The sequence below is a fragment of the Paractinoplanes durhamensis genome (assembly GCF_016862175.1).
GTDB lineage: Bacteria > Actinomycetota > Actinomycetes > Mycobacteriales > Micromonosporaceae > Actinoplanes > Actinoplanes durhamensis.
Window position 1 is genome coordinate 131601 of record NZ_BOML01000043.1, and the last position, 21619, is coordinate 153219.

Annotated in this window: 18 protein-coding genes; 7 read left to right on the forward strand and 11 right to left on the reverse strand. The window is 72.6% G+C overall.

Going from position 1 to position 21619, the window contains the following annotated elements:
- Nucleotides 1-4 precede the first annotated feature (4 nt).
- From Adu01nite_RS27495 to Adu01nite_RS27540, 10 genes are all read right to left on the reverse strand, one after another.
- The gene (locus Adu01nite_RS27495) at nucleotides 5-355 is read right to left on the reverse strand and encodes a hypothetical protein (RefSeq protein ID WP_203730729.1); all 351 of its coding nucleotides are present in this window, start codon (nucleotides 353-355) and stop codon (nucleotides 5-7) included.
- Nucleotides 356-386: 31 nt separating this feature from the next.
- On the reverse strand, nucleotides 387-3143 hold the full coding sequence (locus tag Adu01nite_RS27500) for an AfsR/SARP family transcriptional regulator (protein ID WP_203730730.1): 2757 nt from the start codon (nucleotides 3141-3143) through the stop codon (nucleotides 387-389).
- A gap of 22 nt (nucleotides 3144-3165) precedes the next feature.
- The gene (locus Adu01nite_RS27505) at nucleotides 3166-4059 is read right to left on the reverse strand and encodes a hypothetical protein (protein WP_203730732.1); all 894 of its coding nucleotides are present in this window, start codon (nucleotides 4057-4059) and stop codon (nucleotides 3166-3168) included.
- Between the two features lie 122 nt (nucleotides 4060-4181).
- On the reverse strand, nucleotides 4182-4799 hold the full coding sequence (locus tag Adu01nite_RS27510) for a class I SAM-dependent methyltransferase (protein ID WP_203730734.1): 618 nt from the start codon (nucleotides 4797-4799) through the stop codon (nucleotides 4182-4184).
- A gap of 69 nt (nucleotides 4800-4868) precedes the next feature.
- A complete protein-coding gene (locus tag Adu01nite_RS27515; protein WP_203730737.1) occupies nucleotides 4869-6566 on the reverse strand; it encodes a DUF1996 domain-containing protein in 1698 nt (565 codons plus the stop codon).
- Nucleotides 6567-6849: 283 nt separating this feature from the next.
- On the reverse strand, nucleotides 6850-7599 hold the full coding sequence (locus Adu01nite_RS27520; protein WP_203730738.1) for an SDR family NAD(P)-dependent oxidoreductase: 750 nt from the start codon (nucleotides 7597-7599) through the stop codon (nucleotides 6850-6852).
- 1 nt (nucleotide 7600) lies between these two features.
- Nucleotides 7601-8608 carry a zinc-dependent alcohol dehydrogenase gene (locus tag Adu01nite_RS27525; protein WP_203730740.1) on the reverse strand — a complete coding sequence of 336 codons (1008 nt, stop codon included), beginning with the start codon at nucleotides 8606-8608 and terminating at the stop codon, nucleotides 7601-7603.
- Nucleotides 8608-9459, reverse strand: coding sequence for a fumarylacetoacetate hydrolase family protein (locus Adu01nite_RS27530; RefSeq protein ID WP_307836655.1), 852 nt, complete (start codon nucleotides 9457-9459; stop codon nucleotides 8608-8610). The genes Adu01nite_RS27525 and Adu01nite_RS27530 overlap by 1 nt, the downstream gene beginning before the upstream one ends.
- A gap of 23 nt (nucleotides 9460-9482) precedes the next feature.
- Complete coding sequence (locus Adu01nite_RS27535; RefSeq protein WP_203730744.1) at nucleotides 9483-10346, reverse strand: SMP-30/gluconolactonase/LRE family protein; 864 nt, start codon at nucleotides 10344-10346, stop codon at nucleotides 9483-9485.
- Nucleotides 10343-11107, reverse strand: coding sequence for an IclR family transcriptional regulator (locus Adu01nite_RS27540; protein ID WP_203730746.1), 765 nt, complete (start codon nucleotides 11105-11107; stop codon nucleotides 10343-10345). The genes Adu01nite_RS27535 and Adu01nite_RS27540 overlap by 4 nt, the downstream gene beginning before the upstream one ends.
- Nucleotides 11108-11214: 107 nt before the next feature.
- Here Adu01nite_RS27540 and Adu01nite_RS27545 point away from each other — a divergent pair, with 107 nt between their 5' ends.
- The 7 genes from Adu01nite_RS27545 (at nucleotide 11215) to Adu01nite_RS27575 (ending at nucleotide 20173) form a co-directional block, all read left to right on the forward strand.
- Nucleotides 11215-12981 carry a dihydroxy-acid dehydratase gene (locus Adu01nite_RS27545; protein ID WP_203730748.1) on the forward strand — a complete coding sequence of 589 codons (1767 nt, stop codon included), beginning with the start codon at nucleotides 11215-11217 and terminating at the stop codon, nucleotides 12979-12981.
- Nucleotides 12981-13670 carry an SDR family NAD(P)-dependent oxidoreductase gene (locus tag Adu01nite_RS27550; RefSeq protein WP_203730750.1) on the forward strand — a complete coding sequence of 230 codons (690 nt, stop codon included), beginning with the start codon at nucleotides 12981-12983 and terminating at the stop codon, nucleotides 13668-13670. The genes Adu01nite_RS27545 and Adu01nite_RS27550 overlap by 1 nt, the downstream gene beginning before the upstream one ends.
- 37 nt (nucleotides 13671-13707) lie before the next feature.
- Nucleotides 13708-14646, forward strand: coding sequence for a TIGR03560 family F420-dependent LLM class oxidoreductase (locus Adu01nite_RS27555; RefSeq protein ID WP_203730752.1), 939 nt, complete (start codon nucleotides 13708-13710; stop codon nucleotides 14644-14646).
- A gap of 151 nt (nucleotides 14647-14797) precedes the next feature.
- Nucleotides 14798-16021: a hypothetical protein gene (locus Adu01nite_RS27560; protein ID WP_203730754.1), complete on the forward strand. Its 1224-nt coding sequence runs from the start codon at nucleotides 14798-14800 to the stop codon at nucleotides 16019-16021.
- The gene (locus Adu01nite_RS27565; protein WP_203730755.1) at nucleotides 16021-17190 is read left to right on the forward strand and encodes a hypothetical protein; all 1170 of its coding nucleotides are present in this window, start codon (nucleotides 16021-16023) and stop codon (nucleotides 17188-17190) included. Before Adu01nite_RS27560 ends, Adu01nite_RS27565 begins: the two co-directional genes overlap by 1 nt.
- Nucleotides 17191-17205: 15 nt before the next feature.
- Complete coding sequence (locus Adu01nite_RS27570; protein ID WP_203730757.1) at nucleotides 17206-18462, forward strand: hypothetical protein; 1257 nt, start codon at nucleotides 17206-17208, stop codon at nucleotides 18460-18462.
- 58 nt (nucleotides 18463-18520) lie between these two features.
- Nucleotides 18521-20173 (forward strand): serine/threonine-protein kinase, encoded by a 1653-nt coding sequence (locus Adu01nite_RS27575; protein ID WP_203730759.1) that lies wholly within the window; start codon nucleotides 18521-18523, stop codon nucleotides 20171-20173.
- Here Adu01nite_RS27575 and Adu01nite_RS27580 read toward each other — a convergent pair.
- Complete coding sequence (locus tag Adu01nite_RS27580) at nucleotides 20170-21600, reverse strand: RICIN domain-containing protein (protein ID WP_203730761.1); 1431 nt, start codon at nucleotides 21598-21600, stop codon at nucleotides 20170-20172. The genes Adu01nite_RS27575 and Adu01nite_RS27580 overlap by 4 nt on opposite strands.
- Nucleotides 21601-21619 lie beyond the last annotated feature (19 nt).

The window sequence follows — 21619 nt, forward strand, 5'->3', positions numbered from 1 at the left end:
CAGATCAGTGCCGGCCGCCGCCGTCGGCGTGGGTGTCGGTGCCACCCATCGAGTCGGCCAGCTCCTCCTCCATGTTCGCGAAGATCTGCCCGGCGTCGTTCATGTTCTGCTGCCCGTTCTTCGGCAGGGCACCGAGCATCTCGATCACCGGGGGAGCGACGTCGACGGCCTTCGGCAGGGCGGTCACCGCCTCGTCGGCCTCGCCGGTCGCCGCCCGGCCCGCCTTGAACGCGGGGTGCGCCTCCAGCTCGGTCTTCAGGTTCCGCCCGATGTCGCCGACCCGGCCCATGAAGCCCTGAAAGAACTCCCGGGCCAGGATGCTGGTGTCCACGTCGAAGTTGTTGTTCGCGGCCATGTCCCTCACTACGGGCGCCGCGGGAATCGGTTCAGGAGAATTTTGCGGCCGGTTCCAGAATCGTGGTGATCCGCTCCAGGTCGGGGTAGTGCGCGATCTCCAGCAGGCCCAGCGCCTCGTCCCGGGCCCGCGCGGCGGCCGCGGTGTCGCCGGCCCGCAGATGGCACTGGTAGAGGCCGACCAGCGGCTCGATCCGCAGTGGCCGGCGGTCGCCGAAGATCTCCAGGGCCCGGCCGAACTCGTCGATCGCCTCGGCCACGTCGCCGGCGAGCAGCAGCATCCGGCCCAGCTCCATCCGGGCGTTGGCCTCGCCGTACGGGTTGGCCCGGCCGTGCACCTCGACCGCCTCGCGCAGCAGCCGCAACGCCTCCGGGCGGCCGCCGGGGCGATACCAGTGGTACCAGCCGATCACGCCGAGCGTGTTGGCCTCCTCGGCGGTCGCCACGTTCGGCGGCAGCCGCTGGTAGACGGCGCGCGCCTCGGTCGCGTACGGGAACGCAGCCTCGGCCTGCTCGGCGGTGGGCACCGTGTTCACCGGGGTGATCGACATGGCATAGGCGAGCAGCCCGTGCGCCAGCCGCCCAGGGTCGTCGGTGGTCCGGCCGACCGCGATCGCCCGCTCCAGATGCGGCTGCCCCTCGGCGCCCCGGTCGAGCCGCAGCCAGGCCCGCCCGACCATGAAGTGCAGGTAGCCGATCCACCACTGGTCGCCGTCCCGCTCGGCCTCGGCCAGCGCCCGGGTGGTCAGCTCGATCGTCTCGTCCAGGTGGTACCGCACATCCTGCTGGAACTGCCCGATCGCCCACACGAACCGGCCGAGCAGGGCCGGGCGCAGCGACGCGAGGGCCACCACGTTGTCGTACTCGGTGTCCAGCCACGACAGCGCGGCCTCCCGCTCGGTGAACGCGGGCGCCGACATCTCCGGCGGCGGTTCCTCGACTCGCGGCGGCTGCCGGAACGGATAGAGGACCTTTGCCGCATTCGCGGCGGCGTAGAGGTGGTGCCACGCGAGCCGGTCGAGCGTCTCCCGCTCATCGCCGGCAAGTTCCTTGGCGTACGCCCGGAGCAGATCGTGATAGCCGAAGCGCCCCGGCCGGCTCTCCACGATCAGGTGGGCGTCGGCGAGTTGGCGCAGCAGGCGGTGGGTGTCCCGGCGGTCACCGCCGGCCACCGCGGTGGCCGCGTCGAGCGTCACGTACGGCCCGGGGTGCAGCGCGAGCCGCCGGAACAGCTCGGCCGCGTCCGGCGGCAGGTGCCGGTACGACCAGCTGAACACCGAGCGCGGGTCGCTGCGGTCACCGGCCGCTTTCCGGTCGGCCGGAGTCGTGAAGGCGTCCAGCCCCGGCTCGCCGGCCAGCTCCCCGGCGACCACGGCGAGGGGGTGCCGGGCCGCGCGCGCCCCGACCACGGCCAGCGCCAGCGGCAGCCCGCCGCAGCGGGCCACCACCGCGTCGCGCGCCGCCGGGTCGGCGTCGGCCACGTCGGCGCCGAGCCGGGCGCGCAGGTAGTCGCGGGCGTCGTCGGCGCCGAACGCCTCCAGCCGCAGCAGGTGGGCGCCCTCGGCGACGACCAGGCCGGCCAGCTCGCTGCGGCCGGTCACCACGACCGCGCAGCCGCGGGCGCCGGGCAGCAGCGGCCGCACCTGGGCCGCGTCCCGGGCGTTGTCGAGGACCAGCAGCATCCGGCGGCCGGCCAGCACACTGCGGTAGAGCGCGACCCGCTCGTCCAGGCCCGGCGGCACCCGGTGCTCGGGCATGCCGAGCGCGGCCAGGAACGCGAACAGCACCTCCGACGGGCCGGCCGGCGCGTCCTCCGGACCGAAGCCGCGCAGGTCGGCGTAGAGCTGACCGTCCGGGTAGCGGCTCGCGGTCCGCTGCGCCCAGGCCAGGGCGAGGGTCGTCTTGCCCACCCCGCCGACGCCGGAGATCACCGCGAAGGGGGCGTCGCCGTCCTCCTCCATCAGGCGGTCCAGCTCGGTGAGCTCGGCGATCCGGCCCGCGAAAGTGCCGGCCCGGGCCGGCCCGACCGCCCCGGCGAGCACGCCGGTGCGCTGCTCCAGGATCGCCCGCTCCAGGGCGGCGAGGGCCGGCTCCGGATAGAGGCCCAGCTCCTCGCCGAGGCGGGCGTGGTGGGCGCGGAGCACATCGAGGGCGTCGGCCGGGCGGTGCGACGCCCACAGGCCCAGCGCCAGCAGCCGCCACGCCTCGCCGCGCAGCGGTTCCGCGTCGGCCAGCTCCCGCGCCGCGCGGACGGCGTCGGCGGTGCGGCCCAGCCGCAGCAGGGCGGTCGCCGCCCGCTCCTGCGCGACGCACCGCGCCTCGTGCAGGCGGGCGATCTCGGTACGCGCCCAGTCCTCGTCGCCGAACTGCTCGTACGGGCGGCCGCGCCACCGCTCCAGGGCGGAGCGGAGCAGCTCGACCGCGTCGGCCGGCGGCAACCCGGCGGCCAGCCGGACGTCGCGTTCGAAGCTCCAGGCGTCCACCGCGTCGTCCGGCAGGCGCAGCGCGTAGCCGCCGGCCTCGGAGACCAGCGTGGTGGCCGGGCTGCGCGGCGGGCGGTCCGGTTCCAGCAGCCGGCGCAGGCGGGACACGTAGACCTGCAGGACCGATCCGGCCCGGGCCGGCGGTGCACCGTTCCACACCTGGTCGGCCAGCCGATCGACCGAGACGACCCGGCCGGCCGCCGCGACCAGCACGGCGAGGACGGCCTGCTGCCGATCGCCGCCACCGGCGACGAGCTCGCTCCCGTCTCGGACCTCCACCGGCCCGAGCACGCCCACCCGCATCATCGCGGCGGAGCCTACCGCCGAATCAGTACACGTTCAGGGCGCCGCCCAGCATCTGGAGGGCCGGTGCCATGCCGCCCGGCTCCAGCGCCGGGACGGTGCCGGCCGCCGCGTCGGTGACCGCCTTGCAGGGCTCCCCGGTGGCCACCTGCGTGCGCAGCTCCTGCCGCAGGTCCGCCTGCGACGCCGCGGACAGCACCCAGCCCAGCGGCGCCTCCACCCCCGGATGCTCGTTGGGCGCCACCCGGAACACCCGGCTGTTGCCGCACTGATTGGTCCCGACCCGCACCTGGCCGAGTTCCTCGCCGGGCGGCCGGCCGGACAACTCCATCAGCGCGTCCTGCAGCATGATCGGGTCGGTCTGCGCGGCGTGCGGGGCCATGTACGCGTTGATCGGCGCGATCAGCTCGGCCGGGCGCTGCGCGGCGGCCGCCGCACCACCGCGCTGGTAGTGGTTGTCCAGCACGACCAGCATCGGCACGATCAGCGGCTGGTCGCCGGCTGCGGCCCGGTTGCGCCGGGCCACCTCCGGTTCGAGGGCCCGCCAGAGGTCGAGGGCGAGCGCGATGCCGTTGTTCTCCAGGTAGCCACCGTCCACGTCGAACGTCTTGGCGGGGGTCCCGTCGCCTTTTACGGGGCAGAAGACCAGCGATCCGGTGGGGGTGATGAACGGGAACCGGGCCGACATCAGCGCCGCGGTGGAGAGTCGCAGGGTCGCGTCGGTGACCGACCGGTGCACCCACGGCACCCCCGGACCGGTCAGCGCGCCGGCCCCGTAGGACGGCTGGCCGGCCAACTGCAGCCGGGCGAGCAGGCCGGAGGCCTCGCCCATCGCGATGCTCGCCGCCCCGCCGACCAGCAGCGCCAGCAGCGGCACCCACGACTTGAGCTTCTCGGGAAGACTCGGGCGCTCGGCCATGACGGTCACCGATCTCGCGGCGGGCTGATCGGGCGCATGTTTCTCCGCCGGACGCGGCGCCACTGTCCGCTCGGCGACGTGTCGGCCGATGCGGCCGGATCATCCGACCCGGTTCGATCCGATCATCGGGGCCGGCGCAGCGTCAGGGACTGAAAGCGGAATCCTTTGTCGGTGATCACCGGATGGAAGTCGGCGATTTCGAACAGCGGCCGGGCGAACGCGCACAACTGCTCGTCGGACCGCCAGGAGAAGAAGCGCGGCGGGTCGTGCTGGTCGCCGTCGAGCGGCCCCTCGAACGGCGTCTCGTTGCCGTAGACCCCGACGAACACCAGACCACCGGGCCGCACGACGTCACGGATCGCGGCCAGCGCGGCCGGCAGGTCCTCGTTGGGCACGTGCAGCAGGCAGTTCATCGCGAACACCACGTCGAACGACTCCGCCGGAAAATCAAGATGCAACAGATCCTTTACGTACGCGTCGATGCCCTTGGCCCGGCACAGCTCGACCATCGCGGGGGAGAGGTCGGCCGCCACGACCGACATGCCCTCGGCCCGGAACCAGGCGCTGTCCTGCCCGGGCCCGGCCCCCACCTCCAGCAGCCGGGACCCGGGCTCGAGCCGATCCCGGAAGGCCTGCCGCTCGGCCACCTTCCACGGCTCCTTCGACAACCCGTCGCGCCAGGCGGCATGCCCGTCGTAGGCGGTGCGCAGCGGCTCGAGAACGTCCTCGTATCGGGGCATGCCCCATCGAATCATGTACTGCCCGGGTGACGCCCGCCCGTCTAGCGCCACCCGCGCCACCCGCGCCGGTCAGCCGCAACGGCGGCCCGCGTTGATACAGGCGGCGATCTTCGTCATCTGCCGGTCCGAGTTGACGTTGACGAAGTCGTTGTGGTCGGAGAACGGGTTGTGGTTCTCCTCGGGGAACGAGTCCAGCGCGTACTGGCCGCGCTCCTGGACATCCCGCGGGATCGCGTACGACACGGTGATCCGCAGCTGCGGGATGGCGACGAAACCGGCCGGGCAGGCGCCGCTCCGCGGGTCGGCGAACGCCACGTGCGAGCGGTGGTTCTCGCTGTCGATGTTCTTACCGTCCCAGCAGCCGGGGAAGTCCTGGACCCGCTGCACCCGGCGGCCGGCCGGGCAGATCGGGTACTTGTCGGCGAGCCGGTCGGCGAAACCGGAGCAGGTCCAGGTCGCCCGGGCGTTGGCCGGGCCGCGGCTGGTCGGCTTGGCGTCGCCGGTCAGCTCCCGCAGGAACTTCGGCATCGGGGTGACCTTGCCGGTCGCGTTGCCGCGGTACTCGATCAGCACCGACACCGGCCGCAGGATCTTGCCGGTGTTGTTGGGCAGCTCGAGGTTGGGCCCGGCCGGGGCGGGCAGAGCCGCCGCCGGTGGCGTCGTCTTCGCTGGGGCCACCCCGTTGAGTGCGCAGCCGGCGAGGGCGTCCAGGCCGGCCGGTGGGGTGCCGCGCCGGCCGATGGCGATGCGGATCCGGTCGATGGTGGCCGCCCGCTTGGCCTTGAGCGGGCCGAGGACCGCGTTCTCGGCGAAACCGGACCCGCCCTGGCCGGCGGCGGTGACCAGGCGCTGGTTGGCCTCGGCGATCTGCCGGTCCAGCTCGGTGAGGTTGCGGTCGACCTCGGCGGCGGCCTGGTCCGGCACCCCGCTGACCTTCCCCTTCACGTCCGGGCAGGAGACCGTCGGGGTCGCCCCGCTCGCCGCGGCCGCCGCGGCGGTGTGCCCGGCGTGCAGTCCCTCGTAGCCGATCTCGCAGTCGACGGTGGAGACCAGTCCGGACGGACGCATCCCGGCCCGGGCCATCGTGCGGCTGATCTGCTTGATCACGGCGGCCCGCTCGCCGCGCAGACCGGCCAGCACACTGTTGTTGCGGCGGGCGTCGATCCGGTCACTGCCGCCGAGCTTCGCCTGGGCCGCCCGGGTCAGCTGATCCAGCCGGGCCAGCTGCGCGGCGACCTGCGCCCGCACCGAGGCCGGCACCACCGGCAGCCGGCCCGCGACGTCCGGGCAGGACACCGTGGGTGCGGCACCGCCGGTCACCGGCCCGGCCTCGGCCCGGACCGAGCCGTCGATCCGGACGACCGGCCAGAAGTACGACGACCGATCGCCGTCGGCACAGGTGGTGTCCGACGACGCGAGCACGTCGTCCGGGGTGTCGGCGGTGATCGCCAGGTTGCCGACGAAGTCGTGCACATGCTCGGCGCCGTTCTTGATGCCGGGCTGGGCGACCGGGTTGTCCGGGCTGAACTTGCCGTTGCCGTTGGTGCCGCAGTCAACCGTGAAAACCCCGGTGGCGGCGTTCCGGCCGGGCTTCGGCACGACGACGTTGGGCGCAACCCGCCCGATCGGAACGTATTGCGCGAGGCTGGTCTGCGCCGACGCCGTGCCCCGGCCGCCGCTGGAGACGAACACGACGGTGACCGCCCCGGTGGCCACGAGAACTCCGAGCGCGGCCCACCGGCGGACGGTGCGTGGTCTTGCGTTCATCCGGATCCCTTCCTACGTGCAGCACCCGGGCGTGGGGGCTGCCGGCAGGCGGGGATACGGCGGCCGGATCGACGCCGATGAGGCTCGGACCATCACGTCACCGGTCCGTAAGACCTGGTCGTAATGGGTTTGTAAGACCTGGCCCTCGCGCCGGGCCGGTTGTCGCGTCGGGCCGGTTGTCGCGTCGGGTCGGTTGTCGCGTCGGGTCGGTTGTCGCGCTGGGTCGGTTGTCGCGTCGGGCCGGCCGGCCCGGCGAGCGTGGGCCGGCCGGGGCGGCCTGTGCTCAGGTGCGGGGGCGCAGGCGCAGGCCCTGCATGCCGCCGTCGACGGCCAGGGACGTGCCGGTGGTGGCCGCGGCAAGCGGGCTGGCCAGGTAGGCGATGGCCGCGGCCACCTCATCCGCGCTGACCAGGCGGCCGGTCGGCTGGCGGGCCGCCAGGGCGGCCCGCTCGGCGTCGGGGTCGTCGGCCTTGGCGAGCAGCCGGCCGATCCACGGGGTGTCGGCGGTGCCGGGGTTCACGCAGTTGACCCGGACGCCCTCGCGGAGGTGGTCGGCGGCCATCGCGAGGGTCAGCGACAGCACCGCGCCCTTGGTCGCCGAATACAGCGCCCGCTGCGGCAGCCCGGCGGTGGCCGCGATCGACGACACGTTGACGACCGCCGCGTGCGACGACCGGCGCAGGTAGGGGAGGGCGGCCCGGGTCGTGCGGACCATGCCCTGCACATTCACGTCGAAGACCCGCGCCCACTCGGCGTCGTCGTTGTCCTCGACCGTGCCCTGCGCCCCGATCCCGGCGTTGTTGATCACCAAGTCGATGCCGCCCAGCGCCTCGGCGGCCGCATCCACCGCGGCCCGGATCGACCGGTCGTCGGTGACGTCGGCGAGGAAGCCGGTCAGCGGCTGCTCCACCTTCGGATTGAGGTCGAGGCAGGCGACCCGCGCACCGCGCGCGGCGAGCAGCCCCGCGGTGGCGAGCCCGATCCCGGACGCACCCCCGGTGACGATCGCGGTGAGGCCGTCGAATTCGCTCATCTCATCTCCTGGGGTCCGCGTGGATCTTCGGCCCGGCGCCGGGCGGGCGCCGGCCGGCAAACACATCGACGATCTCGTCGAGACTCACGGTGGCGGCGACCAGCGGACGCGGGTCGACCGAGCCGTCCGCATACGCCTCGATGGCCCCGGCCAGCCCGGCCGACGCGCCGAGGATGCCGACCGCGGTGACGTCCTTCAGCACCAGATCCCGGGTGTCGATCAGGCTGGGTGGCACGGACAGCCCGATGTAGACGACCCGGCGGCCCGGCTCGACCCGCTCGAGCGCGAACGGCGGCATCTCGGCGCCGGTCGACGCGTCCACCACCCCGTCCCACGGCTGGTCGGGCAGCGTCTCCCTGGTCCAGGCCTGGGTGAAGCCCAGCGATCTCGGCAGCGCCAGATCCTCCGGGCCCCGGCCGATCAGATGCACCTCGGCCCCGCGGGCCCGGGCGAACATCGCGACCAGCAGCCCGATCGTCCCGGTGCCCAGCACCAGCAGCCGCTCCCCGGCGGTCAGCCCGGCCGCCTCGACGCTGCGCAGCGCGTTGCCGCCCGGCTCGACCATCGCGCCGAGTGTCGCGTCCACCGCGTCGGGCAGCGCGTGCAGGTAGCCGGCCGGCACCGCGACCCGCTCGGCGAGCGCCCCGGGCAGACCGTCCCGGATGCCCAGCTCGAACCGTTGCTCGCAGACCCAGTGCCGGCCCTGCAGGCAGCGGCGGCAGTGTCCGCAACCGATCATCGTGTCGCCGGTGACCCGCCGCCCGGCCCAGCTCTCGTCGACCCCGGCGCCGACCGCGGTGACCGTGCCGCACCACTCGTGCCCGGGCCGCAGCGGGTAGGACGACGCCCCGGTGTGCAGGTAGCTCATCTCGCCGCTGAACAGCTCCATGTCGGTGCCGCACACGCCGACCCGCTCGACGTCGACCACCACCTGGCCGGCCGCGGGCTCGGGCGCCGGAACGTCGAGCACCTCGGCCTTGCCCGGACCGGTGAGGACGACGGCGCGCATCAGCGGGGGCCGATCACGCTCTGCCGGGCGGTGCCGAGCCGGGAGATGGACAGCTCGACCACGTCGCCGGCCTGCAGCCACACCTGCGGCCGGAAGCCCATGCCGACGCCGGGCGGGGTGCCGGTGTTGATCAGGTCGCCCGGCTCCAGAACCATGAACTGGCTCAGGTGGTGCACGATGAAGAACGGGTCGAAGATCATCGTGCGGGTGTTGCCGGTCTGCCGCCGCACCCCGTTCACGTCCAGCGTCATGTCGAGGTCGAGCACGTCCGGGATCTCGTCCGGCGTGGCCAGCCACGGGCCGGCCGGGTTGAACGTCTCGGCCGACTTGCCCTTGCTCCACTGCCCGCCGCGCTCCATCTGGAACGCGCGCTCGCTCACGTCGTTGACCAGCACATAGCCGGCGATCACGGCGGCCGCGTCGGCGACCGAGTCGAGGTAGGAGGTGCGGCTGCCGATGACGATGCCGAGCTCCACCTCCCAGTCGGTCTTGGTGGAGCCGCGCGGGATGCGGATGTCGTCGTTCGGCCCGATCAGGGTGTTGGGCGACTTGGTGAACAGGATCGGCTCGTCCGGCACGGCCTGACCGGTCTCGGCCGCGTGATCGCGGTAGTTGAGGCCGATGCAGAGCAGCTGATGCGGGCGCGCGATCGGCGCCCCGATCCGCTGGCTGCCGAACGACTCGGTCCGGCCGGCGGCGATCCGCTCGGCGACCGGCCCGGCGAGCCCGGCGGCGCCGCCGCTGCCGAAGAAGCTCTCGTCGAAGTCGGTCACCAGGTCGGAGACGTCGACGTAGGAGCTGTCATCGACCCGCACGACGGGCTTCTCGGCGCCGGGGGCGCCGATGCGCATGAGATACACAAGGTCTCCGATTTCTACAGGGACGGATTCCAGTACGGAGTGGGCAGGCCGGTGGCGCCGACCGACGCGGTGAAGACCCGGCCGGAGTCGGGGTGGGCGGCCAGGTCGGTGGCCGACATGCCCTCGGTCGCGGTGGTGATGACCAGGACGTCGAGGCCGGGCCCGGCGAAGGCGACGCTGGTCGGCTGGGGCGCGCCGACCTCGATGACGCCGAAGAGGGTGCCACCCGGACTGCGGCACTCGACCCGGCCCGCGCCGTGCACCGCGATCCACAGGTTCCCGTCGCTGTCCAGGCACATGCCGTCGGGCAGCCCGGCCTCCACCGCGAACAGGTCGTGGCGCTCGCCGTCGGGGTAGTCGCGCCTGCGGATCAGCCGCGCGACCGAGTCGATGCTGAAGAGCCCGCTGCCGTCGGCCGTCCAGGCGAGCCCGTTGGAGAGCGTCAGGTCGTCGTCGAGCGTGGTCAGCCCGCCGTTCTCGAAGCGGACCAGCACCTCCTCGCCGGTGCGGCCGTCGGTCGCCATGCTGCCCACCACGAAGCGGCCGGCCGGGTCGACCGCGCCGTCGTTGAGCCGGCTGCCGCCGCCGGCCGGCAGCACCCGGGCCAGCTCGGTGCGCGAGCCGTCCGGGTCGACCCGGGTCAGCGTCTCCCGCTCGGCGACCAGCAGCTCGCCGCCGGCCGCGACCGCGACCGCGGTGGCCAGGCCGGGGAACTCCCAGGTGTCGGTCACCGTGAACGGGTCGAGCCGGCCGGCGAACACCTTGCCGGCCAGGATGTCGACCCAGAGCAGGCGCTGCCGCTCCGCGTCCCAGATCGGGCCCTCGCCCAGCTCGTAACGGCCGGGGCTGACCGCGACCGCGTCCAGTGAGCCGGTCACGGTGTCTCCCTCCCGGCGACGATCGCGAGGATCGCGGGCACGTCGCCGACCAGCTTCTCGATCGGGGTGCGATAGGCGAGGCCGCTGATGCTGATCGCGCCGCTCGGCACGGTCGGCGAGGTCAGGTAGGCCGGGACCGCCAGGCAGTTGACGCCCGACTCGTTCTCCTGGTCGTCGACCCCGAAGCCGCGCTCGCGGGTGATCCGCAACTCGTCCCACAGCTGGCCGGCGGTGGCCACCGACCGGGTCGTCGGGGTGGGCAGCTCGGTGTCGCCGACCCACGCGCGGACCGCGGCCTCGCTCTCCAGCACCGTGGAGAGCAGCAGCTTGCCCACGGCCGTCGTGTGTGCCGGGTTGCGGCCGCCGACCACCGAGGTGAGCCGGACCGCGCCCGAGGGCGGGTCGAGCTTCGACCGGTAGACCACCGAGCGCCCGTCCAAGGTCGCATAGTGCACGGTCTCGCCATACCTCTCGCAGAGGGCGCGCAGCACCGGCAGGACCCGCACGTGGTCGGGGCGGGCCTCGTGGTGGGCGAACGCGAGCCGCAGGAACTCGTCGCCCAGAACGTACCGCCCGTGGCCGTCCTGGGCCGCCAAACCGGCCCGGCGCAGCGACGCGAGGCAGCGGTGGACCGTCGGTTTCGGGCTGGCCATCGCCCGCGCCATGTCCTCCAGACCGATGCCCTGCGGGTGCCGGGCGAGCTCGGCCAGGACGGCCAAGACACGGTCGGCGCCCACCAGGCGGCTGTCGGGTTCGGTCATGTTCCGGATGCTAGACCCTCGTTCCGACAGAATGAAAGCTCTATCTTTCCGGGACGGCCCGGCGGTAGCGTTCGAACACCCATTCGAATCCTCGAGGGAGGTCGGAGATGACCGAGGGGCACACCGAGAGGCATCCGGAGAGGCATCCAGAGAGGCATCCGGAGAGGCGCAGCGCCGGCTGGTATGGCGGCGACGACCGCAACAGCTACATCCACCGAGCCTGGATGCGTCGCGGCCTGCCCGAGGACGCGTTCGACGGCGAGCGGCCGCACATCGCGATGGCCAACACCGCCTCCGACCTGACCCCCTGCAACGCCCATCTCAACGAGGTGTCCCGCAGCGTCGCCGACGGCATCCACGCCGCCGGTGGCATCGCGCTCAACCTGCCGGTGGTGTCGCTGGGGGAGACGCTGGTCAAGCCGACCGCGATGCTCTGGCGCAACATGGCCGCGATGGCGATCGAGGAGATGCTGCGGGCCAACCCGATCGACGGCGTGGTGCTGCTCGGCGGGTGCGACAAGACCATCCCGGCGCTGCTGATGGCGGCCGCGTCGGTCGACATCCCGGCGGTCGTCGTGCCCGGCGGCCCGATGCTCACCGGCACGTTCCGGGGCGTGCCGCTGGGCTGCGGCACCGGCGTCTGGCAGCTCTCCGAGGAGGTGCGGGCCGGCACGATGAGCGCGGCCGAGTTCCGCCGCTCCGAGTCCTCGATGATCCGCAGCCGCGGCCACTGCAACACGATGGGCACCGCCTCGACGATGGGCCTGCTCGCCGAGGTGCTCGGGATGACCCTGCCCGGCATCGCCGGCACCCCCGCCCCCGACAGCCGGCTCCTCGAGGCCGCGCACGCCACCGGGGTCCTCGCGGTCGAGATGGTCGACGCCGAGCGGCGGCCGAGCGGCGTGCTGAGCCGCGCGTCCTTCCTCAACGCGATCGTCGCCCTGGCCGCGATCGGCGGCTCCACCAACGCCGTCGTGCACCTGCTCGCCCTGGCCGGGCGGCTCGGCATCGAGCTCACCCAGGACGACTTCGACCGGGTCGGCTCGGCCGTCCCGCTGCTGGTCGACCTGCAGCCGGCCGGCCGCTTCCTGATGGACGACCTCTACCGGGCCGGCGGCCTGCACGCGGTCCTCGCCGAGGTGCGCGACCTGCTCGACCCGGCCGCGCTCACGGTCACCGGCCGCCCGCTCGTCGACCACCTGGCCGACGCCCGCGTCTACGACCGGGAGGTCATCCGGGCCCGGGCCGAGCCGCTGCAGGCCGAGGCGGGGATCGCGGTCCTCTACGGCAACCTCGCCCCGGGCGGTGCGGTCATCAAACCGGCGGCGGCGTCCCCGGAGCTGCTCACGCATCGCGGCCCGGCGGTGGTGTTCGACTCGATCGAAGACCTGCACGCCCGGCTCGACGACCCCGACCTCGACGTCACCGCCGACTCGGTCCTGGTGCTGCGCGGCTGCGGGCCCAAGGGCTACCCCGGCATGCCGGAGGTGGCCAACACCCCGCTGCCGCAGAAGCTCCTCGCCGCCGGGGTGCGCGACATGGTGCGCATCTGCGACGGGCGGATGAGCGGCACGGCGTACGGCACGGTGGTCCTGCACGTCACCCCCGAGGCGGCGGCGGGCGGGCCGCTCGCCAAGGTCCGCACCGGCGACATGATCGTGCTCGACGTGGCGAAACGCCGCCTCGACGTGGAGGTCCCCGACGACGAGCTGGCCGCCCGCGCGCCGTCGGCCGAGGCCGCGGCCGCCTACGCGGCACCCACCCGCGGCTGGGAGAAGCTCTACGTCGACACCGTCGGCCCGGCCAGCACCGGCGCCGACCTCGACTTCCTGATCGGTGCCAGCGGCTGGCAGGTCTCCCGGGAGTCGCACTGATGCGCCCCGAACCGATCCGGACTGCATTGGTCACCGGCGGCCGCAGCGGCATCGGTGCCGCGGTCGCGGCCCGGCTGGCCGCCGACGGCGTCAAGGTCCGCACCCTCGACCTGGCCGACGGCGCCGACCTGCGGGTCGACGTCACCGACGCGGCCGCGGTGCGCCGGGCCGCGGCCGAGACCGGCCCGGTCGACATCCTGGTCAACTCGGCCGGCATCGTCGGGCCCAACGCGCCGCTGTGGGAGATCCCGCTCGACGGCTGGGAGCGCACCTTCGCGGTCAACGTCCACGGCACGTTCAACACCTGCCAGGCCTTCGCGCCGGGGATGATCAGCAACGGCTGGGGGCGGATCGTCAACATCGCGAGCATGGCCGGCAAGGACGGCAACCCGAACATGTCGCCCTACTCGGCCTCCAAGGCCGCCGTCATCGGCCTGACCAAGTCGCTCGGCAAGGAGCTGGCCACCACCGGCGTGCTGGCCAACGCGATCGCCCCGGCCGTGATCGAGACCCCGATGAACGCCGACACCGGTGCCGAAGCCCTCGCCCACATCACCGGTCTCATCCCGATGCGCCGGGTCGGCCGGGCCGAGGAGGTCGCCGAGCTGATCGCCTGGCTCTGCTCCGACAAGGTCACCTTCTCGACCGGTGCCGTTTACGACATCAGTGGGGGCCGGGCCACCTACTGAGGGGCAGCGGCAACGCAGGAGTGGTAAGGCTGGGGGTATGACGATTCGCCTGGGATACCAGATCCCGAACTTCACCTACCCGGACACGCCGGTCGAGCGGCTCTTCGACACCGTGATCGCCCAGGCCCGGGAGGCGGAGGCGTCCGGTTTCGACACCGTCCTGGTGATGGACCACTTCTATCAGCTGCCCGGCATCGGCACGCCCGACCAGCCGATGCTGGAGGCCTACACGGCTCTCGCCGCGCTGGCCACGGCCACCGAGACCATCCAGCTGTCGACGCTGGTCACCGGCAACACCTACCGCAACCCGCCGATGCTCGCCAAGACCGTCACCACTCTCGACATGGTGTCGCACGGGCGGGCCATCCTCGGCATCGGCGCCGGCTGGTTCGAGCGGGAGCACGACGACTTCGGGTATGAGTTCGGCACGTTCACCGACCGGTTCGAGCGGCTGGAGGAGGCGCTCAACATCATCGCCCCGATGCTCCGCGGGGAAAATCCGACCTTCGCCGGTAAGTGGTACAAGGTCGAGAACGCGATGAACAACCCGCGTTACCGCGGCCAGATCCCGATCATGCTGGGCGGCTCGGGGGAGAAGAAGACGTTCCGGCTGGCGGCCCGCTTCGCCGACCACATGAACATCATCTGCGACCGCGGCGACGTGCCGAAGAAGGTCGAGGTGCTCCGGCAGCGCTGCGAGGAGGCCGGCCGTGACCCGGCCACCCTGGCCACCAGCTACCTCGCCATGCTGCTCCCGACCGAGTCCGAGGCGGAGGCCGAGAAGCTGCTGGCAAGTGTTCCGCCGGAGCGGCTGGCGCGGGTCTTCGTCGGCACCTTCGACCAGATCGCCGAGCAGCTCCAGAAGGACGTGATCGAGCCCGGCATCACCGGGATCACGCTCAACCTGGTCCGGCACGGCCACGTCCCCGGCACGGTCGCCGCCGCCGCCGAGGCCTTGAAGCCCCTGGTCTCGTAACCCACGGCCGGCCGCCGGCCCGACGGCCGGGGTAACGGCGGGGACACGCTGGGGCAACGGTCGGCACACCGGCCGGGGCCGGGGCAGACAACGTCGACGTTCGTCGCTACATTCCTCCCCGTAGCTTTGCCGCTCACGGGGAGCCATTTCCATGTTTCTACGTAATCTCGGCCGCCTCGGAGTGGCCGCATTCGTTGCCGCCGGCGCCGTCGGTCTGACCGCGGCGCCGGCCTTGGCAGCCCGGGTCGCGCCGGCTCAGGTCGACCTCGGCATCGACGTTGCCGGCACCACGCTCACGGCCGACTTCGTGGGCAAGTTCTCCACGGTCGACGTCCACAACTTCGGCACGACGAAGCCGGCCGCCGTGGTCGTGACGTTCGACGCGTCCGCGCTGGACACGAGCAAGGTGAAGCTCTCCGGGTTCGACGGCTGCACCACCGACAAGGGTGTCAGCACCTGCGCGGTGGCCGACCGGGACGTGCCCGGCCCGGGGCAGACCACGAAGTACGTCGTTCCGCTGCTCGCCGTCGCGGGTGCCACCGGCTCGGCCGGCAAGCTCACCGTCGCGGTCAAGGTCGCCGGGGACGCGGTCGCCGCCAACGACAGCCGCACCGTCGACGTCACCATCAGCACGGCGCACGGGGCCGACCTCGGCGTCGTCGCCAACGACGTGAAGTGGCAGGACCCGAACGGCGCCTTCACCGACGACCCGATCCCGCCGGGCAAGACGTCGATCTTCATCCCGCTGATCCTGAACCAGGGCGACATGACCGCCACCGGCGTCCGCGTCACGATCAAGCTGCCCCCGCACACCTCGTTCACCCAGCGGGTCTACAACGGCTGCGTGAGCGGCTCCGGCGGCCGGACCCTCGACTGCAAGTTGCCGCAGTTCCCGCTGACGCCGCGCCAGAACATCGGCGAGATCATCGACGACGGCAACGGCATGTTCTTCTCATTCGAGGTGCTGGTCGCCGCGGACGCGAAGGGCCCGGTCATGCTGCCCGGCGGGGCGATCACGGTCGAGGCGCTGGGCGAGGCGCCCTACGAGGCGGCCATCGCCAAGCGCGCGGCCGTCCCGGCCCTGCCGGATTACATCAAGTGGGCGACGGCCGACCAGCTGCGCGACGTCGACGCCTCCGACAACGTGGACACGTTCGGCGTCTACGCCGGCGGCCAGGCCACCACTTCGCCCTCGGCCTCGGCCAGCCCCAGCGGCCAAGGTGGCGGCCAGGGCGGCGGCGACGAGGACGGCGGCGGCCTGCCGGTCACCGGCCCGGCCGGGATCGCCATCGGCGGCGCCGGCATCGCCGTGCTCGTGGTCGGCGTCTCGCTGATGGTGGCGGCGCGCCGTCGCCGGGTCCGGATCGAGATCTGATGGCGACCACGTGGCGGGGTAACCTCGCCCGCCTCGCCGCGGCCGTCCTGATCGCGGCCGGTGCCGTCGGTGTCAGCGGAGGGCCGGCCTTCGCGGCCGATGTCGACTTCGGCATCAGCCTCTCCGACGTCACGCTGTCGGCGCCCGGCCTCGGCAAGCCGGCGTTGTTCACCCTGGAGAACCACGGCACGACCAGGCCGCTCTCGGTCACCTACATGATCGACTGGTCCGGTCTGGACCTGACGAAGGTCAGCGTGCCGCGGTTGAGCCGGAGCTGCCCCGCCGAGGAGAACAAGGTCACCTCCTGCGAGTCCGACTGGCGTTTTCTGCCGAACCCGGGCGGCACCCACCGGGAGTACCTCGGGGTAAGCGCGCGCGACGGAGCCACCGGCTATGCCGGCCGGGTCACCGTCTCGGTCAAGGCCGACGGTGACGCGGTGGCCGGCAACGACAGCCGGACCGTCGGCGTCACGATCGCCGACAAGCGGCACGGCGTCGACCTCCGCACCACGATGTGGGACGTCACCTTCCGGGACGAGTTCGGCCGCAACAGCAACGAACCGATCCCGCCCGGCCGGACCAGCCCGCTCCGGTTCGTCGTCACCAACTACGGCGACCTGGCCTCCGAGGGCGTCGCCGTCAAGATCAAGCTGCCCGAGCACACCGCATTCAGCCAGGAGTACGGCGGCTGTGTGATGACCGCCGACCGCCGGGCCGCGGACTGCCGGTTCTCGCAGGTTCTGAAGCCGCTGTCGGCGTCAAACCCCACCGGCGACTACATCGAGTACTGGTTGGACCTGAAGGTCTCCGCGGACGTGCGCGGCCTCGTCGGCCTGGGCGGCGGCAGCGTCACGGTCGCCGCTCCCGACCTGGTGGACAGCGACCTCTCCGACAACACCCAGTCGTTCGCGGTCATCGCCGGGTGGTACCCGAGCGCCGCACCGTCGACGTCCGCCACCACCGGCCCGAGCGGGTCCCCGTCGGCCTCGGCCGGAACGAGCCCGTCGGCCGGCACCGGCGGTCAGGCGGGCGGGGACGACGACGGCGGTGGCCTGCCGATCACCGGCCCGGCCGGGATTGCCATCGGAGGGGCCGGAGCCGCCATACTCGTGGCCGGCATCGCACTCGTGGTCGCGGCGCGCCGCCGCCGTATCCGGATCGAGGTCTGATGGAGGGCCCCTTCCATGTCTCTGCGTAATCTCGGCCGCGTCGGGCTGGCCACGTTCATGGTGGCCGGTGCCGTCGCGCTCGGCGGGGCGCCGGCGTTCGCGGCCGACGTCGATCTCGGCGTCAGCGTCGTCGACACCGACGTGGTCGTCTCGCCGGCCGGCACCGCCGCGCTGCCCGGCATCACCGTGGCCGGCAACGGCGCGGTGAAGCCGTCCTCGGCCACCCTCGTGATCGACCTGTCGGCTCTGGACGAGACGCAGGTGAGTGCGAGCCGCGGGGCGCGCGGCCAGGTCTGCCGCGAAGACACCACCACCATCACCTGCCCGCTCGACCAGGCCGCCCTTCCGGGCGCCGGGGCGTCGGCCGTCTTCCAGTACGTCGGGTTCGTCTCGCAGCCGGGCTCCGTCGAGGGGGAAGCCGGGGCGGTGACCGTCTCGATCGTGGCCGCCGGTGACGTTGACGCGACCAACGACAGCGCCACGTTCGGGGTGCGGATCGGCTTCAAGACGCACGGCGTGGATCTGGCCGTCGCCGCCCCCGACGTCTACAACTACGACCAGCTCGAGGGCACGGTTCCGGTCGCCAATCCGATCACGCCCGGCAAGACCGGCAAGCTGACGGTGTGGGTCACCAACCTGAACGACACGGCCGTCGAGCGCTTCGGCCTCCAGATCAAGCTGCCCGAGAACGCCACGTTCGCCCGGAGCAACGACGACTTCTTCGGCTGCGTGTACAGCGTCGGCCGGCAGTATGCGACCTGCGGGTTCAGCCCGGTCAGCGGACCCATCCAGCCGCCCTCGCGGCCGCCGATGCGCAACACCACCTCGCAGGACTTCGAGATCACGGTCTCCGCGGACGTCACCGGTCCGGTGAAGCTCGACGGCGGCATAGTCGAGATCTCCAGCATCCGGCCGGGCGCGATCGACCTGAAGCCGGCCGACAACTCGGCGACGTTCAGCGTCATCGCGGGCGCGGCGGTCAGCCCCACCCCGGGGCCGTCGGACTCCACCGAACCGACGACCGACCCGTCGGCCGGCCCGAGCGTCAGCCCGTCGGTCAGCGCCTCCGCGACCGGCCCCACCAGCGCTTCCCCGTCCGCGTCGGGCGGCACCGGCGGGCAGGCCGGCAGTGACGGCGATGACGACGGCGGTGGCCTGCCGACCACCGGCCCGGCCGCGTTCGCCATGGTCGGAACCGGGCTCGCGGTGATCGTGGTGGGCGTCTGTCTCGTGGTCTTGACGCGCCGCCGGCGGGCCGGCATCGAACACTGACAGTATTCGTACGCTTGCTACTGGCCGGGCCCACGGGTCCGGCCAGTACCATGACCGGGTGCTGTCCCCCGGAGCCGTGCTCAGCGAGCGCTACGAACTGACCGAGCGGATCGCCGCCGGTGGCATGGGTGAGGTGTGGCGCGGCACCGACCTGCTGCTGCACCGGCCGGTCGCGGTGAAGGTGCTGCTGGAAGGCCTCGCCGCCGACCGGGAGTTCATCGCCCGTTTCCGCACCGAGGCCCGGATGATGGCGTCGCTGCGGCACCCGGGCATCGTGCAGGTCTACGACTTCGGCGAGAGCGGCGACGGCGGCGTCGACTTCCTGGTCATGGAGTTCATCGAGGGCAGGTCCCTGGCCAAGCGGATCGAGGCGGCCGGAAAGCTCAGCGCGACCGAGACCGTCGCGGTCGTCGGGCAGATCGCCGAAGCGCTGCAGGCCGCGCACGACGCCGGCATCATCCACCGGGACGTGAAGCCGAGCAATCTCCTCGTCCGGCCCGGCGGCGCCCTCGTGCTCGTCGACTTCGGGGTGGCCCGCTCGACCACCGGCGCCGGCCTGACCGGCACCAACGTGGTGATGGGTTCGGCCCACTACATGGCACCCGAGCAGGCCGAGGGCAAACCGGTCACGCCGGCCACCGATGTGTACGCGTTGGGCGCGGTCGCCTACACGTGTCTGACCGGCCGCCCGCCCTACATCGGGGACAACCCGCTGCAGGTGATCGCCCAGCTGATCGTGGCCGACCCGCCGACCCTGCCGATGGATGTGCCGCCGCAGGTCGCGGCGGTGGTGCTGCGCGCGCTGGAGAAGGACCCGGCCCGCCGGCACCAGAGCGCGGCCGCGTTCTCGGCCGCGGCCCGGGTGGCCCTGACCGGCCAGGGCCCGTCCCGCCGCATGCCGGTCTACACCCAGGTAGCGGCCGCCCCCATGCCGGCGCCGCCCGTCTCGTCCCCACCGCCCACCTCACCCACGATCGTCCAGGCGGCCGGCCCGCCCGAATCTCCGAAAAACCGGCAAAAAGGCGGGCGCAAGACCGCCCTCGCCGTGCTGGCCGCGGTGGTCCTGGCCGCGGCCGGGGTCGGCATCGCGGTCGCCGTCCGCCCCGATCCCAGCCCCGCCCAGGGCGGCCCGCCCGGCGCGAACCGGATCGACGCCCCCGACTTCGGCAAGGGCGGCGGCCCCGGCGAGCAGAAGCCGATCGGCCTGCCGACCGCGGGGCAATCCACCGCACCGGTGCCGGCGTCCGCGGCTTCCACCCGTACATCAGCAGGGGTGTTGCCGTCGGCGACGGTGCCCGGAGGGGCCGAACCCACCGCAACCACCCCCGATGATCCGGCCCCGGAGCCGTCGCAGACGAGCTCCGCCGCCGTGGCGAACCCCTACACACCGCGCGATGTGTGCGGGTCGGCGTTCGTGATCATCGATCAGGCGCCGCTCAAGGACGGCGGCACCGTGCTGGGCCGGGTCTTCCTGCTCTACAACGCGACGACGCTGAAGAACTGCACGGTCACCCTCAAGGCCACCGACGTCGGCGCGAAGACCGACGTCGGTGCCTATCTGGAGGTGGAGGGGGACGAGCGGATCACCGACAGCGGTGCGTATCAGTACTATGCGGGCCCGGTGAAGGCCAAGGCCGAGGCGCTGTGCGTGATGTGGGGCGGATCGATCGGCGCGGCCGCCTACGACAGCCCGCTGGAGCACTGCAACTAGGCCGCGGTCCGGCTCCACTGCTGGTTGGTGCCGCCGTTGCAGGTGTATTGGGTGATGTCGCCGCCGTCGGCGGTCGAGGCGCCGACCACGTCCAGGCATTTGCCGCTGTGCCGGGCCTTGAGCAGGTAGTACGAGCCGGAGGCGACCCACTGCCACTGCTGGTTGGTGCCGCTGCCGCAGGTGTACTGGATGACGTTGGCGCTGTCGGCGGTGGAGGCGGAGGCGACGTCGAGGCACTTGCCGCTGTTCTGGTTGACCACCCGGACGTAGCCGGTGCCAAGGTCCTCGAACGCCCACTTCTGGTTGAGCCCGCCGTTCCAGGCGTACTGCTTGACCTCGGCACTGTCCGCCAGCGACGCGCTGACCAGGTCCATCGCCTTCCCGCTGTTGCGGTTGTCGACCCGGTAGTGGGTGAGCGCCACGTTGCCGCCGCCGTCCAGGCCCCACGAGTAGCGGAGTTGATCTCTTCCGGAGGCGTTCGTGGTGGTGAGACCGCCGCTACTGGTGATCTCCTGCAGCCGGTACGGGTCGGCGATCCGGACGCCCGGCCAGTAGACGGTGCCGAGCCCTTCGGCGCGCGCCTCGGCGGCCGTGCCCCGGATGAACGCGACGAAGCTGTCGCTGGTCGACGTGGTGTTGTAGTTGCGCCCGTCGGTCATCGGCGCCCCGAACTCGGTGATCAGCACCCGGTCCCGGTAGGCGCCGACGCTGGTGCGCAGCGACTCCCGCCACGAGTCCTCGGTGGTGCGGCTCGAGTCGAAGAACTGGTAGGTGTGCCGGGAGATCAGGGTGCCGTCGAAGCGGGTGTCGCTGCCGATCGTGGTGAGCCGCTGGTTGTAGCCGGCCCCGCTGATGATCACCCGGCCGCGGGGGACGCCGGAGTAGGTGGTGAGCCACGAGGCGGCCAGGTTCTTCCAGTCGGTGTCGCTGTAGCCGTACGGCTCGTTGAACGGCTCGAAGTAGACGTTCGCGTTGCCCGAGTACTTGGTGACGATCGTCTGCCACATCGACCAGTACTGGGTGGTGTTGTCGACGGTGCCGTTGCGCGAGCTGGCGCCCTCCCAGTAGGACAGGATGACCTTGAGCGATTTCGCGGTCGCGGCGTCGATGGCGCCGGTGTAGGAGTTCCAGTACGACCCGGACACGGTCGCGTAGTTGACCGGCATCCGCACGGTGTTGGCGCCCAGGTTGTTGACGAACCCGTCGAGGATCCCGTTCGCCTTGGTCTGGGTGGTCGCGTAGCTGTCCGAGGTCGACAGCCCGCCGAGGACCAGGGTGTCGTCGACGAAGTTGTCGCGCTGGTCGGCCCAGTTGACGCCGCGGAAACCGGCGGTGGCGGCGACCGCGGGGGTGGCGGCGGGCACGGCCAGGCCGGCCGCGACCAGGACGAGGATGGTGGCGTTCCGCAGAGTCTTCACGGGTGCCATCGGAGCTTTTTTCGTACGC